Raw genomic sequence first — 15,367 nt, 5'->3', positions numbered from 1 at the left:
GGGGACCGGCGCGGGCGCGGGAGGGGGCGACGGCGGTTCAGGAGGCGCGTCACGCCGGGGTGCGGGGCCGGGGATGATGATCTGGGCGTAGGGGGCTTTCGGGCCGGGCTGGTTTTGCGAGTCACGGTCGGGTTCCGGGGCGGATACCTTCGGCGCGGCTGGTGTGTTCGGCATCTGCGGACGTGACGGGGCCGCGGGCCGCCCGTCGATCGGGGTCGGTGGCGGCGGGTAATGGTCGACGGGTCGGTCCGGTCGGATCCCACCGCCCGGGATCCCGTTGGCGGGGATTCCGCCGCCCGGATCGGCGCCGGGGACGAACGGAAATCCGGGTGCGGCGTCGACCGCACCCGGCAACCACAGGCCGGCACCTATCGCTATCGCGCAGAATCCCGTGCGCATCGGTGTTCTCACGTGAGCTGAGCCAGAATCGTGGTGAAGGCGTCGGGCCCGATTTTCGCGGCCCGCCCGTACGGGTTCTGGAGCTGGTAGATCGTGTAGATCATGAAGGTGACCACGGCGGCGAAGCTGGCCACCACCACCACGTGGACACGGGCGCTGGTGCCGGCGAACATCAGCGACAGGCCGATCGACAGCAGCGCGCCGAGCATCAGCGCCACCCACATCATCGGCGACAGCGTGCTGCCCGCGGCCTCCACCCGGGTCTGACGTGCCTCGTAGACCTCCCACAGCCGGTCCGCCGCCGCGATCTGGCGGGAACGCTGCCATTCGTCGGCCGCCGGTGTGGCGGCGATGGCGGTGCGCACCTCACTGAGCTCGGTCCAGGCGGTGTCGTCGACCTCCTTGGCGGCCTTCATGGCAGGCCATTCCACCTCGATCACCTCGCCGGTGTAGCGCCGCACCGAGGCGGAGATGGTGCTGCGGGCGGGTTCCGGCAGTGAATCGCCGGCCCACTGCAGGGCGAGCAGCCGGTCGGCCTCGTCCGAGACCGCTTTCTCGGCGGCGGAGTTGGTATCGAGTACGCCGATGAGCAGGAACGAGGCGAGCACCACCTGCAAACCGGCGACGAGGGTGAACACCTGGCCCACCGACTCGTTGACCGATTCGCCCTCATGGCCTTTCCCGCGCCTGCGCAGGTAGTACGCGCACGTACCGGCCAGGCCGGCGATCAACACGACCCACAGCAGGGCTTCCCACAGCATGTCTCAGACATCCTTCGTCGGGTGATCGAATATGACCGGAAGTGAATCCAGGCAGATGTGTCTGCCGTTCTCGAAGTAGCGGGTCGGTGTGCCCGCCAGGTGGTAATTCGGATACCTGGCGAGTTCGGCTAGGACCAAGGCGAATTCCTGCCGCGCGACGTGCGCGCCGAGGCAGAAGTGGATGCCGTGGCCGAAGGTGAGGTGCCGGATCGGACCGCGATCGAGCCGGAAGGTGTCGGGGTCGTCGAACCGGCGTGGGTCGCGGTTGGCGGCCCCGGTGAGCAGCACCACCCGCGCACCCTCGGGAATCACGGTGTCGCCGACGACCACCTCGGTGGTTGTGCACCGGGTGCCGTGGTCGACCGGCGCCCACAGCCGCAGCGTTTCCTCCACCGCGGCCGGGATGAGGGTGGGATCGGCCCGCAACCGGTCCTGCAGATCGGGTCGCCGGGCCAGCTGCCAGAGCAGGTGCGCGAGGGTGTTCATCGACGTTTCGTGGCCTGCGATGGCGAACGCCACCAGCATCACATGCAGTTCGTCGTCGGTGACGGGCCTGCCGTCGAACTCCGCACGGACCAGAGTGGAGAGGTAGTCGTCACCGGGTTCGTCTCTGGCCCTGGCGATTTCCTGCCGGAAGAGTTCGGCGAACGGCGGCCAGAACCCGTCGGCGTTGGGGTCGGCTGCCATCCGGTCCCAGGTGTTGGCGGTGAGATCGCGGATGCGCCGCTGAGCGTCGGGGGAGAAGCCGACGGCCATGCCGACCACTGCCAGCGGCAGCGGCACCGCCAGTTCACTCACCAGGTCGGCGGACCCGCGCCGGGCCGTCGGCCCGATCAGTTCGGCCACCGCGACCTCGATGCGTGGCCGCAATTTCTGTGCGGCCGCGAGCAGGAACGGTGGGCGCATCAGTGACCGGTAGTTGCCGTGCTCCGGCGGGTCGTACTCCAGCGGCGCGAAGCGTGGCGTGCCTTCGGCTTTCGGGAAGAAGACCCCCGCGGCCGAGCTGTAGGTCTCGTGGTCGGTGAGGGCCGCGGCCACGTCGTCGTAGCGGGCGAGCAACCACATTCCGCCGTAGGCGGGGGAGTAGGTGACCCGGCTCTGTTCGCGGATCGTCCGATGCACTTCGATCGCCACATCGGGAGTGAAGGCTGGATCGTGATGATCGAATCGCTGGGCCAGACGGGCGAATTCGGCCTCGGGAAGCAGTGTGGTCATCGCAGCACCGCTTCCACGGCCGGGGCGAGCTGGGCGAAGGGGTGGATGCGGTGCGGGTCGTAGGTCTCGTCGACGACCCATTTGACCAGTCGGCGCATCGGTTCGATCCCGTCCTGCGGGGTGTCGGAGCGGAAGTGCGTGGCGAAGCCGAGTGAGACCAACCGTTGCGCGCCCGCGTGTGGCGCCAGGTCACGCAGGGTGTGTTTGAGCGATTCCGGCCATACCCCGACGGTCTGGGTGTAGGCGTTCATCGCGTCCAGTGCTCGTTCCGGGTGATCTATCGGGACGACATTGGCGACCCGACCGCTGAGCGAGGCGTGGAAATCGACCGGTTCGTCGGACAGCGAGACCAGCACCGCGCCTTCGTCGTTCGTTCCGCCGAAGACGCGGAAGAAGGCCGGGCTGGTGCGCAGGGCGGCGATATCGCGGCGCAGTCCGGGGTCGAATCGGGTACCGGCCGTACTGACCGCCGGAGGCAGTGCCTGGATCTGTTCGTGGAGCAGTTCGCCCCACCGCACCGCTTGTTCGATGCCCGCCGTGTCCGTGCCGGTGCAGACGTAGACGACCCGGGCGTTGAAGCACGCATCCTGATTGAGCAGGCCGACATCGGCGGCGGCGAGTGCCGCGGTCTCGTGCAGGGCGTCGTCGTCGGTGAACGCCTCGGGCCCGATGACCGTGGCGCTGAGCTTCGGATCGAGGGTGACCAGTTCCAGTCCGGGTTGTTGATAGCGGGTGAGGTGCCGGACGGCGGCGAATCCGCCCCAGGCGACAAGCTTTTCGACATGAGCCGGCCGGTAGAGCGCGCTCTCGAACCGCTCGTCCCCGCCGCGCCAATAGGCGACGGCGAGATGCCGTACCAGCGGATGCGTCGGATCGACCTCGGCCATCGTCCGCGCGAGCGCGACGGCGGTGTAGGGGTCGTTGGCGGGCAGTTTCACCACCGCGTCACCCCGGGTGAGGGCGTTGCGCACCAGGGTGATCGCGGCGATGATCGGGTTGTTGCCCGCGATGACATGCACGGTCCTCGCCCCGAAGGCCCGCACCCTCGCCGAGCCCCATTCGGCCCAACCGTCGAGATACCGGACGCCGATGGTGTTCTGGGCCAGGTCGAGGGTGGTCTCGCGGGCGAACAGTCCGGCCAGCTGACCGTAGGTGGAGCGCAGCACGGGCTCGGTGAGTCCGGAGCATCCGACGAGTTTGCCGAGGGCTTCCCGCAGGTAGGGGTTGTCGTCGGGGTGTAGTCGCTGTCCGACCTCGTCGAGAAAGTCGATGATGTCGGTGGTCGGGAGTTCGTGGATGTCGCGCATGCTCGTCGGTCCGGGGCAGACCAGGCCGGGGAACAGGCGGTGTGCGTCGGGTGCCCGGAAGGCGGCGTTCCCGGCGCCGAATTCGGGGCCGTCGTCGTGCACGGTTCGCCCGCGCACGAACGCGGGAGCCAGCGGTGTCCCCGTCATCAGAGCTCACCGTTGAGGAAGGCCAGCGCCTCGTCGAGCGCTTCCGCGGTGGCGGCGCAGGTGATCTTGTCGTCCCCACCGGGACCGGCGAAGCGGCTGATGGCCGCGCCGATCCGCGGGGTGGTCCGGCCGCAGACGCACGGTTCCCAGTCCACTGTCACCAGGTCGCCGGTGACGATGCCGCCCCAGTTCAGGTCGGCGGTCAGGTCGTAGAGGGCGACGCGGCCGGTCCTGGTTCCGGTGCGCGGCAGGACCGCCCCTGTCTCCGGGTCGAGCAGGCACAGCACCAGCCACGGTTCGAGGTGATAGCCACCGGCACCGCACTGCAGGTTCAGCGACATCACCTCGACCATGGCGTACACGAATCGCAGGGCGGGCACGCCCGCGAATCGGGCGGTGCGTTCGGCCCAATCATCCGGCAGTGCGCCGGCTTTGGAGCCGCCTCCGGCGAAGATCACCGAGTCCGGTGCGAAGACACCGGTGAGTCCCTGTTCGGTCGCGCTGTCGGCCATACCGGACAGCACATCCCAGGTGGACAGGGCCGCCACCAGGGAACCGGCCAGCTCGTCGGCGAGGCGCCGCACGAACGCGGTCATTCCCGGTCCGGTGGCGCGCAGGGCCTCGGTGAACTCGGCCCGTCGCAGCGCGAGCGCGGGCGGCACTTCCACGCGGCCCGCTTCGCCGCGGGCGGCGGCTGCCCGGAGCCTGCCCGCCAGGAACATGACATCGGCGGAGAGCAGTCCGGGGTGCAGGCAGTGCATGCGGTCGGGTGTCAGCGCGATCTGCTCGGCCATGGCGGTCGCGTGCCGCGCGATGCCGCTGCGGCCGGTCCGGAAGCTCGGCCACACCACGTCGACGCCGGTGTGGTCGTCGTCGGGGAGCACGTCCATGCGCACGATGCGGTACAGCCGGTCGTACTGGATCTGGGAGTGCGGGATGAACGACATGGTGCCGGTGGTGCCCGACGAATGCGCCAGGCGCAGTTCGGTTCGCTCGTCCACCGTGGCGAGCCAGTCGTCGATCGAGGTGCAGCCCGAGACGTCGAGGCCGGTCAGGTCGACGGTGGTGAGACGCGACATCCACGTGTTCATCCGGTCGAAGCGGTTCTCGACGAGCAGTCGTGTCGGGTACGCCTTGTAGACCGTGTGGGGGAACAGCAGGGGCGCCGCGTCGTCGATGGTGTCGATACCGTCGATGTGCTGTTCGGTGGCGAGTGCGTCGAGAACCGGTATGCGTGGCCGCAACTCGTCGAAGCGCAGGCGTAGTGCGTCCAGTTGGAGTGCGGTCAGCTCGGTGGGATCCATGGTGTGCATGGCGATGCGTGACCGGTCGAAGTAGGTGGCGGCGTCCTCGGCGAAGGTGCGCAGGTCGGCGGTGGTGGTGACGGGAGTTGCGGTCATCGATGGCTCCTCGAGAGCAGGTCGGCGAGCGCCCCGGCGGCGGCGTCGATCGTGGGGTGATGCCACAGCAGCGTGGCCGGAATCTGTCGTCCGAGTAGCACGGTCAGTTCGCGACGCAGGATCGCGGAGAGCAGCGAGTCGAAACCCAGCTCGGTCAGGGCGATTCCGAGCGGAACCTCCGCGGGGGACACGCCGAGCAAGGTCGCCACGGACGATCGCAGCAGGGTGACGAGCGCGGCAGGCAGATCGGCTGGGTCGAGCGCTGTCCACCCGGCACCAGGACCGAGGGCGGTGGCCGGGGCGAGGTCTGCCAGCAGCGGTGGGTGGGCCGGGTGCGAGACCACGCGCAGCACAGCGACATTCGCGCCGCCTGCCGTGATCGGTCCGTCGAGGGCGCGCAACGCCTGCTCCGTCGAGATGTCGGCTGTGCCGTGGGCGGCGAGTTCGGCGGTGATCGCCGTCGAGGACGTCGACATGCCGAGCCCACGCCAGCTGGTCCAGGCGATGGCCTGGCAACCGCTGTCGCCGAGGGCGCGGCGGTGGCGAGCGAAGCCGTCGACGAAGGCGTTGGCCGCGCTGTAGACCGGTTGACCCGGCAGGTGCAGCAGCTGGCCCGCCGAGGAGAACAGGATCAGGAAGTCGAGATCGCCGGGCGCGAACATCGCACCGAGAGCGAGGGTTCCGGCCACCTTGGCGGCCAATCCCTGCTCGACGAGGTCGGGCCGCAGGTCCGCGACCGGCACGTTCGCCACGGTGCCTGCCGCATGGACGACGCCGCGCAGCGGAGGCAGACCGTGGGCGTCGGTGTCGAGGGCGGCGGCGAGCGCGGGCCGGTCGGCCAGGTCGGCGGCCACGGTTCGCACGGTGACCCCCTGAGCTTCCAGCGAGCGTTGCAAGCGGTTCGCCCGCCGTGGCGCCGCCCGCCTGCTCACGAGAATCAGCCGGCGGGCGCCGCGCTGGACCAACCACTGGGCGGTGATCGCACCCAGGGCACCCGAGGCCCCGAGGACCGCGTAGGACGCCGCCGGATCGCAGCGCACACCCGATGTGCCGGAGTTCGACGGAACCGGCACCGCACGCAGGTGGTGCACGTGGCCATCGATGACGGCGGCGACGTCTTCGCCGGAACCCGGCGGTGTGCGCAGGTGTCCGCGCAGCGCGGCCAGGTCGTCGGCGGTCGCGCGGGTGGGGATGTCGACGACCCCGGCGAAACTGTCCGGGTATTCGGCGAGCAGAGCCCGGCCCGCGCCCCACAGCGCGGTCTGCGCCAAATCGGCGGGAGTGATGGCTGTGGTTGCCCCGCGCGTTACGCACCACCACGGTCCGCGCCGGGTCCGTGCGGTCTCGAACAGTTCGGTGACCATTCGCCGCACCGACTCCTCGACGGATTCATGTGCTCGCGACCTCGGGGCGCAAACCATGATCTCGTCACCATCGCGGGCTGAAAAGGCTTGTCTCAACAGCGGATCGCCCCCGCGGACTGTGACGCCGGGTGCCGCGGTGGTGTCGGGATCCGGCTCGGAGATCTGCCAGCACAGATCAAGAGTGGCGGCAGGCGACTCGGCGACGGTATCCGGCTCGGCGTAGCGAACACCCGTGAGGCAGGCAAGCGATCTGCCGTCGGGGTCGGACAGGTCGGCGTCGACCCGCAGTCCCGCCCGGACGGTGACGGTGAGCACCACTTCCGCCGGTGGCGGGCCCGAGGGGAAGCGGCACTCGGTGATGTGAGCGGGCATACGGAGCACAGGTGACCCGGGGAAGACCACCGACGCCGCGGACAGGGCCGCATCCAGAAATGTGGCCCACGAATCAGGCGCGGCCGCAGTGCTTTTCACGCGGGCGGACAAGCCCTGGTCGTTGCGCTCGGCCTCGATGATCTGCCAGTGCAGTCCCATCGAGGTCACGCCGAGCGCGGCGAGCCGGTCGATGACGAAGTCGGCGGGCAGGTTCTCGCCGCGGTACCACAGCACGGGAGATCGGCGGGTTCGGCCCGTCGCGCGCCGGTAGTTGGCCGTGGTGTGGGTTTGCCACCCTCCGTCGGTCCGGGAGGACAGGGTGAGTCTGCCCGCCGAAGCGGTGACCTGGATGTGTCGTGCCGGTTCCACGGTGACCGGGACCCGAAGGGCGATGTCGTAGAGGCGCCGGCCGGGCACCGCCGCGGCGAAGGTGTGCAGCAGGATCGCGGCGGGCACGATCTCGCTGCCGCACACCGGGTGGTCACCCGGATAAGGCCGGACGGTGCGGTCCAGGTAGGTGTGCCAGACGCGGACCGGCGGTGTGGTGTTGACGACAGTGGGTTCGCCGCCGAGCAGGGTCGCGGAGGACGGGTCGTGGCCGACGATCGCGGTGGCCACCTCGTTCGTGCGCCGCCAGAAGTGCCGGTGTTGCCAGCGGGTGGTCGGCAGGTCGACCAGCACGCCTTCGGGATACAGAGCCGCCCAGTCGATCCGGGCGCCGAGGCGATACAGCTCACCGACCGCGGCGTGGAAGGCGGCAAGTTGGGGACGTTGTCTGCGCAGGGTCGGAACGACCCGGAAGGTCTCGTCGATCTCGGCGAGGGAATGGGCGACGACCGGGTGGGCCGAGATCTCGAGGAAGGTGCGGTGCCCGTCGGCCCCGGCAGCGGCGACGGCGTCGGCGAAGCGCACCGGTGCGGCCAGATTCGTCGCCCAATACGCGGCGTCGCGAGGCCGTGGATCGCGTGGATCGGTGAGGGCTGTTGTGTACAGCGGTATCCGGGCCGGGCGAGGCTCGAGATCGGTGAGTTCGTGAGCGAGCCGCTGGGCGATCGGGGTCAGCCAAGGGCTGTGGAAGGCAAGGTCGGAATCGACGCGGCGGATCGGGATTCCGCGTGCGACCCATTCGTCGGCCAGCGCGTCGACCGCGCGGCGGGTGCCGGAGACCACCGTGCTGCCGAACGACGACCGAACGGCCGCACCCACATCGTCGTAGCCCGCCAGTTCGGCTGCCACTTCGTCGAAAGAGCGCGCCACCATGATCATGGCGCCCCGGCCGGTGGCAGGTTCGAGCAACCGGGACCGCACGCAGATCAGGCGCGCACCGGCCGCCGGATCGAGCACGCCCGCGACGACGGCCGCCGTGATCTCCCCGACCGAATGACCGAGGATCGCCGCCGGTCGCACCCCGTGCGCCCGCCACATCGCCGCAAGTCCCAGCTGGGTCAGGAAGATCGCGCACTGTGCGGTCGGGGTGTGGGCGAGGTCGCCGTGACGGAGCAGATCTTCGGCGCTGCAGCCCCATTCGCTACGGAACACCGGTGACACCTCGGCTACGGCGGCCGCGAAAGCCGGGTCCGCGTCGATCAGTTCGGCACCCATTCCCGTCCACTGCGATCCGTGCCCGGAGAACACCCACACCGGATCGTGCGGTGGTGCCGAGCGGTGGTGCTCGGCGGTGACGGCTGCGTCGAGGCCTGCGAGGAGTTCGGCGGTATCTCCGGCGTGCACGGCCACCCGGTACGGGAGATGACTGCGATGCCGGGCCCGTGTGAAGCACATGTCGGCCGCATCGATATCGGGATGCGATCGCACGGCGGCGGTAAGCGCCCGCAGTTCATCGCGCAGCCCGTCGGCCGAGGCCGCGCTGACAGCACAGAGGTGTTCGGCGCGAGGAGAAGTCGTCGCCGGCGATACAGATGGCGCGGCATCGACGATGAGGTGACACAGCGTGCCGCCGTAGCCGTAACTCGCCACACCCGCGCGTGCCGTGTGCTCGGTCGACGGCCAGTCGAGGGTGGCGGTGGCCAGGGCGATACCGTTGCGGTGCCAGTCGATGTCGGATCGCGGTCCGCTCGTGGTCCGCGTGGGCGGGATCGTCCGATGATGCAGTGCGAGAACGACTTTGGCCAGCCCGGCGATGCCCGCGGCGGCCTCGAGGTGGCCGATGTTCGGTTTGACGGAACCGATGAGGCACGGTTTCCCCGACGGACGCCCGGTGCCGAATACCTCGGCCAGCGCGGCCGCCTCGGCCGGATCGCCGGCCCTGGTTCCCGTCCCGTGCGCCTCGACATAGTCGACCGAGTCCGGTGACACTCCGGCGTCCGCACAGGCGGCCCCGGCCAGATGTCGCTGGGCCGGACCGCTCGGCGTCATGATGCCGCTGGTTCGCCCGTCCTGACGGATCGCGCCGCCGCGCAGTACCGCGAGCACGCGGCGCCCGGCGGCGAGCGCGTCGTCGAGCCGCTCCAGGACGACGAAGGCACACCCCTCACCGCGACCGTATCCGTCCGCGGCGTCGTCGAACGACTTGGACACCCCGTCGTCCGCGAGCACACCGGCCTCGGCAAGCGTGACCGACAGCGCGGCGTCGCCCATCAGCATCACCCCACCGGCGAGCGCGAGCGGAACGGAACCGTCGCGCAGCGCCGACATCGCCTGATGTACCGCGACCAGCGACGACGAACATGCGGTATCCACGGCCACGCTCGGGCCGCGCAGGTCGAGCGCGTGCGAGATCCGGTTCGCCGCACCGCACAGCGCGGAGCCGATACCGGTCCAGGCGGTGACGGTCGACGGGTCGCCGAGCAGTCTGCGGCCGTAGTCGTCGGAACCGATTCCGGCATACACCGCGGTGTCTGTCCCCGTCAACGCGGTCGGGTCGATTCCACTGTGCTGCAAGGCTTCCCAAGCGACCTCGAGTGCCAGTCGGTGCTGAGGGTCCATGTGCTCGGCCTCGGCCGCCGGAATACCGAAGAAGGCAGCGTCGAATCCCGCGATATCGTCGAAATAGGCGCCGGGCCGCAGCGCCCGCCGAACTGCGGGCACGTCACGATTGTCCGGCAGACGTCCCGGTGGCTGCTCGCCGACGACGGTGCCGCCGCCGGTGATGAGCCGCCAATACGCCGACGGGGAGTCGATGCCCCCGGCGAAGCGGCAACCGATGCCGATCACCGCCACCGGTGTGTGTCGTGTCATGCGTCCTCCCGAGCCGGGCGCCGACCGGGAGGTGTCCCGGCCGGCGCGAAAGAGCCTGTGCCGCTGAAGATCAGGCCAACGGACCGATGTCGCCGTAGAGCCAGTTGCCGGGCGCCTGCGGATCGGGGCTGGTGTAGTACTCGTGCCAGGCATCGAGCAGCTCCTCGACCGACAGCGAACCGCTGCCGTCGCGGTCGAGCCGCTCGAAGGCCAGCCGGCTGTTCTCGGGCGAGGTACCGAAGGCACGCTGGTACTGGAAGAACTCCTCGGGGGAGACCTTGCCGTTGCCGTCGGCGTCGCACAGCGCGAACAGGGCCTCGGCGAGCGGACGGAAGCCTTCGCGGTACATGTCGCCACTGGCGGCGAACTTGCGCAGGCCTTCGCGCCATTCGGTCTTGCTGATCAGACCGTCGCCGTTGGTATCGAACTCGGTCGACACGTTCTCCCAGAAGTTCTGGAAGGCGACCAGCAGCGCCTGGGCCTTGGGGGAGTCGAACGGCGCGTCGAGATAGGCGATGATGCGAGCCGCCAGGGCGATCACGTCCGCCCGTTCCATCACCCCGTCGCCGTTCTGGTCGCCGTGGCCGAAGCACACGTCGAACTTGCGGTCGAGCATGTCGGATACCACTGAAGTCATTGCTGACACCACCTCGTTAATAAGGGGAGGGACACGAACTGTGGAATCCCGCGGCGAAATCGCAAGGGATGCGGGAGATCTCGAAGTTAGACCGCGGCGATCAGTCGGTGCAATGGTCCAGTTAACGCCTCGGATGCCGGTGGCGACGTGCTCGTGACACCTAATCGCCAGGCCGCAGCGGGGTTGCCGAACTCGCGACGGCGCTGCCGGGCGATCGGGTTTGGCACGGTTTTCTGGTGAAGATGGCACGGAAAATTGGGCTCGGCCGCTCGCGGTCCGAATGCGCGGAAAGCGGTCGGGAAGAGACGAGTTCCCCTGTTATGCTTGTGTTTTCGCAGCTTGGGAGTTGTCGGCACGGTCGAGCTATCGGGGACAGGCGCGGAGGTGGGGTATGCGGATCTATGCGGGTGTGCGCGAAACCGATGAGCGGCAACACGGTGGGCGAGATGCACCCGGTGGACGCCGGGCGGGCCATTCGTCCGGTCGAACCGGTGATGCGGAGACTGTTCCGTCTGGTTTGCCTGATTCGGGGCAATCGATGGGCGAACCCCCGCATCGGGAATTCGCGTGCCTGCTCGACACGGCAGGCCGAGGCGGCGGCGGGGGGATCGCCCTGCGCGGGCCGCGGGACCTGAACCGTCTGGCCTTCGGGTGCCGGGTGCGCGCCGACGAGGATTTCACGGCCACCCTCTGGACCCTGAGCACGGGCTCGGTGCTGGTCGCCCGGCTGCGCACCTCGGGTATCACCGCCGAGCGCGACGGCGGCGCCGCTCGTGATCATTACGGCCAGTACCTGCAGTTGAGCTTGGTGATCGATGGCCGGGTCGCCCTCGAACAAGGGGGCGCCCGCTCCGTCGCGGCGTCGGGGCAGGCGTTCGCGGTCTGTCTCGACTCGCCGTTCCGATCGGTGCTGTCGCGGGGTGAGGCGTGCGCCGTCGACGTGCTGCACCTGTACGTGTCGATGGGTGCGCTGACCGCCTGGGGTCTGGAACCCGCCGCGGCGGGCGGTCAGGTGTGGGCGCTGTCCGGTGCCGCGGTGTCGGCGCTCCTGTTCGCGCGCGATCTCGCCTGTGGCGCAACGAGTCCCGCGCATCTCGGCATCGCCGCCCGGATCGACGAGATCGTCTTCCGGTCGGCCGTGGTCGCGCTGCTGGAACGCGACCTGGCCGGGGCCGCGATCGAGATATCGACCGAGGACATGCTGCGTCGCCGCGCGATCGACGTCATCGACCGCGGTTTCACCGACCCGGCCATGAACCCCGACGAGGTGGCGCGACGACTGCACGTGAGCAGAAGGACACTGTTCCGCGCCTTCGAGTTGCAGGGCTTGTCCGTCGCCGGCCTCATCCGTACCCGCAGACTGGTCGCCGCCGCGACCGCGCTCAGCGAAAGCTCACGCAGTATCCGCGAGATAGCCGAGACCTGCGGATTCCGCACGGCCGACCAGCTCTCCCGCGCATTCCGGGCCGAATACGGCGTGTCACCCGCCGCGTACCGCACCGCACGCCGCGCCGACACGCTCACCGCCCGGTGTGCGCGCCAACCCTTCGTGCACACCACCAGAACCGCGTTCTGATGCGGGAATGCGTGCAGATGTCAGACGCTGTAGCGCAGCGCCTGCTCCGAACGGCAGATGTCGTCGATACCCGCGACGATCTCCCGCAGCTGCTCCGAGGGCAGGGCCGACGGACGCAGCCGGCAGGTGAAGGTGATGAGGCCGTAGTCGGCGGGGGTCAGGCCGCGGGCGGCGGCCTCGGCCCGCAGGTACGGCGAACGCACACCGTAGGTCATCGCGGAGATGACGGTGAAGCAGCCGGAGCGTTCGCGGTGCTCGGAGAACAGGTCGTGCAGGCCGTAGAAGACCGAGCCGTAGTTGGCCAGCGGTGCGAACACGCCCACACGGTAAGCGGGGCCGCGCTCGGAGGAGTTGATGACGGTGTCGGCCAGGTACTCGGCATCACGCATGGTGAGCACCTTCGGCGCGAACATCAGCGCGCCGGCCGCCGCGTTGCGCACCGGCATACCGGCGCGTCCGCCCGCCGCGGAAGCGATGGCGCCCAACGACTTACGGGTACGGGTGCCGACCTCGCGCCGCGCCCGCAGACCACGGGTGGGGGCGGTGGGGTAAAGGCTCGACCACTGCCCGAACCGGACCGCACCGAGGGTGACCTGTCCGGTGCCGACCGGACGGGTGACCTTCAGCGGCGCGGTGTCGACCCAGCGTCCCACCTGCAGCGCCGCGCTGCCGGGGTTGGTGATCTCGGCGGTCGCGTGCTCGACGAAGGAATCGAAGTCGAGGAAGCGGTCGGCGTCGGTGGTGAGCCAGGTGTGGTCCTTGTCGACCTCGACCACATCGAGGGTGAGGGCGGTGATGATGCCCGCGCGCCCGCCCGCGCCGAGGATGCGCTGGAACCGTTCGGTGTGGTGGCCACGCCCGCAGGTGCCGATCCGGCCGTCGGGGTCGACGTACTCGAGGTCGACGATCTGATCGATGAACATGCCGTAGCGGTGCGAGGCGGTGCTCACGCCACCGACGGAGGCGAACCCACCCGCGGTGATGTCGCGGTGGTCGCCGACCACGGGCAGGCCGAGGCCGTGCGCGCCGAGGCGCCGGTCGATCTCCGACAGCTTCGCGCCGGCCTGCACCCGCACCGTGCGGCGGCCCAGATTGATGTCGAGGACCGAGTTCATCTTGCGCAACGACAGCACGCCGCGCTGATCGGCAAGCCCGAACGAGGACTCTTCGGTCGGTTCGCCGCCACGTACCGTCAGACGTTCGGCTCGATCACGCGAATCACGCACGGTGCGAACGACATCCGCAGTGTCGGTGGGGAGATATTCTTCGGAGGTGACGGTATGCGGCGTGCCCATGACCGCATAGCTAACCACAGCGCGGCGATTCTGGCGACGGGTAGTTCCCACCTATTTCCGCGAGGGCGGAAGTTGCTTGCTGAACAGGACTTTTCCGGTCGCGTCACACAGGTCGACCGTCAATTCCCCGGTGCCGCCGTCGATGCGGACCTCGCCGAAATGCTGGTACTCGAGATCGAGCGGCGAGGTGTTCGGCGCCGGGGGCGCGTGCACGAAAACGGCCTCGGGTCCGAAGGTCGGGTCGAGCGGGTTGGGACCGAAGGCGCCCGCGTTGAGCGGCCCGGAGACGAACTCCCAGAACTCGTCGAAGTCGGTGAAGTTCGCGCGTGCGGGCGAGTAGTGGTGTGCGGCGGTGTAGTGCACGTCGGCGGTGAGCCAGACGACGTCGCGCACCTTGTTCGCCTTGATCGCCGACAGCACCCGGGCGATCTCGGATTCGCGGCCCGACGGCGCGCCCGGCGCGGCATTGGCGACGCCTTCGAACGCGGTCTTGCCGTCGGGGACCACCACGCCGATCGGCAGGTCGGCGGCGACAATCTTCCAGGTGGCCGTGGACTGCTTCAAACCATCGATGAGCCATGCCGTCTGGGCCGCACCGAGCACCTGGCCCTGGGGGCCGGTGTTGGCGGTGTTGGCGTCTTTGTAGGCGCGCATGTCGAGGACGAACACGTCGAGCAGCGGGCCGTAGGAGATCCTGCGGTAGAGCCGTCCGTCGACGGCCTCGCGCGGCTCGAGCGGCATCCACTCGTGGAACGCCTGCCAGGACCGGGTGGCGAGGGTGTCCATGTTGCGCTCGGTGTAGCCCTTGTCGGCGGCGACCGTGCCGCCGGGCGACCAGTTGTTGGTGGTCTCGTGGTCGTCCCACTGCACGATCTGGGCGACCGAGGCGTTGAAGCGGCGGTAGTTCTCGTCGGTGAGGTTGTAGGCGTAGTTGCCGCGGAACTGGTCGAGGGTCTCGGCGGGCTGGTTCTTGGCGTCGGCGGTGATATTGCGCCACACCCGGCCGTCGGGCAGCGCCACCGATTCCTTCAGCGCGTTGTCGGCGTAGATGACGTCACCGGAATGCAGGAACAGGTGCGGGTCGCGAGCGGCCATGGTCGCGAAGACCTTCATGCCGCCGACGTCGGGATTGATGCCGAAACCCTGGCCCGCCACGTCGCCGGACCACACCAGCGAGATGTCGGCGGGCGCGGTGGGGGCGGTGCGGAACACGCCGCTCAGCGTTTCCGAGGCGGCGCCGTCCTCACCTTCGAGCCGTACCCGGTAGTGCACGAGTTGACCGGCGGGCAGGCCGTTCACCCGCACGCGGCCGGTGCCGTCGGAGGCGGGAGTGAGCAGCGGGCCGGTGAAACGTCGTACGTCGCTGAACTTCTCGGTGGCCGCCGTTTCGACGACCAGTGTGGCGGGACGGTCCGAGCGGGCCCAGATCAGCGCGCCGTCGCTACGCGGGTCGCCGACCGCGATGCCGTGGGTGAGGGAGGGCCTGGCCCGTACCAATCCCGGGCCGTCACCACAGGCGGCCAGCGCGGGGCCGGTGAGTAGACCGAGAGCGGAGGCGCGCAGCAGCGTGCGCCGGGACATCGCGAAGTCGACCATGTCCTGCACCGTGCCCGGACGAGTCGAACGGGCGGTCGTGTGTACGGCAACAGCCGGTGAACGCTGCCGGACGGAAAGACTCACGTCCACCTGGGTGTAA

At 69.4% G+C, this 15,367-nt stretch carries 9 protein-coding genes; 1 reads left to right on the top strand and 8 read right to left on the bottom strand.

The window, feature by feature from the left end; genetic code table 11:
* Positions 1–407: 407 nt before the first annotated feature.
* The 6 genes from ACSVDM_RS17560 to ACSVDM_RS17535 form a co-directional block, all read right to left on the bottom strand.
* On the bottom strand, positions 408–1,160 hold the full coding sequence (locus ACSVDM_RS17560) for a hypothetical protein (RefSeq protein WP_439266230.1): 753 nt from the start codon (positions 1,158–1,160) through the stop codon (positions 408–410).
* 3 nt (positions 1,161–1,163) lie between these two features.
* Positions 1,164–2,375 (bottom strand): cytochrome P450, encoded by a 1,212-nt coding sequence (locus ACSVDM_RS17555; protein ID WP_439266228.1) that lies wholly within the window; start codon positions 2,373–2,375, stop codon positions 1,164–1,166.
* Positions 2,372–3,829, bottom strand: a complete 1,458-nt coding sequence (locus ACSVDM_RS17550) for an acyl-CoA reductase (RefSeq protein ID WP_439266226.1) — start codon at positions 3,827–3,829, stop codon at positions 2,372–2,374. The genes ACSVDM_RS17555 and ACSVDM_RS17550 overlap by 4 nt, the downstream gene beginning before the upstream one ends.
* Positions 3,829–5,229, bottom strand: a complete 1,401-nt coding sequence (locus ACSVDM_RS17545) for a hypothetical protein (RefSeq protein WP_439266224.1) — start codon at positions 5,227–5,229, stop codon at positions 3,829–3,831. The genes ACSVDM_RS17550 and ACSVDM_RS17545 overlap by 1 nt, the downstream gene beginning before the upstream one ends.
* Positions 5,226–10,163: a type I polyketide synthase gene (locus ACSVDM_RS17540; RefSeq protein WP_439266222.1), complete on the bottom strand. Its 4,938-nt coding sequence runs from the start codon at positions 10,161–10,163 to the stop codon at positions 5,226–5,228. Before ACSVDM_RS17540 ends, ACSVDM_RS17545 begins: the two co-directional genes overlap by 4 nt.
* 70 nt (positions 10,164–10,233) lie before the next feature.
* Positions 10,234–10,800 carry an EF-hand domain-containing protein gene (locus tag ACSVDM_RS17535; RefSeq protein WP_439266220.1) on the bottom strand — a complete coding sequence of 189 codons (567 nt, stop codon included), beginning with the start codon at positions 10,798–10,800 and terminating at the stop codon, positions 10,234–10,236.
* 538 nt (positions 10,801–11,338) lie between these two features.
* On the opposite strand from ACSVDM_RS17535, the gene ACSVDM_RS17530 reads away from it, so the two are divergent.
* Entirely contained in the window at positions 11,339–12,376 is a 1,038-nt protein-coding gene (locus tag ACSVDM_RS17530; RefSeq protein WP_439266218.1) for a helix-turn-helix transcriptional regulator, read from the top strand.
* Positions 12,377–12,396: 20 nt separating this feature from the next.
* Here the strand turns inward: ACSVDM_RS17530 and ACSVDM_RS17525 are convergent, their stop codons facing one another.
* Entirely contained in the window at positions 12,397–13,671 is a 1,275-nt protein-coding gene (locus ACSVDM_RS17525) for an FAD-binding protein (RefSeq protein WP_067495966.1), read from the bottom strand.
* Between the two features lie 51 nt (positions 13,672–13,722).
* Positions 13,723–15,267, bottom strand: coding sequence for an alkaline phosphatase D family protein (locus tag ACSVDM_RS17520; protein WP_439266216.1), 1,545 nt, complete (start codon positions 15,265–15,267; stop codon positions 13,723–13,725).
* Positions 15,268–15,367 lie beyond the last annotated feature (100 nt).

This window comes from Nocardia sp. JW2, from assembly GCF_051843015.1.
GTDB classification, from domain to species: Bacteria; Actinomycetota; Actinomycetes; order Mycobacteriales; family Mycobacteriaceae; genus Nocardia; species Nocardia coubleae.
Note: the sequence above shows the minus strand (reverse complement) of the source record. Positions and strands in the feature narration are given on the sequence as shown.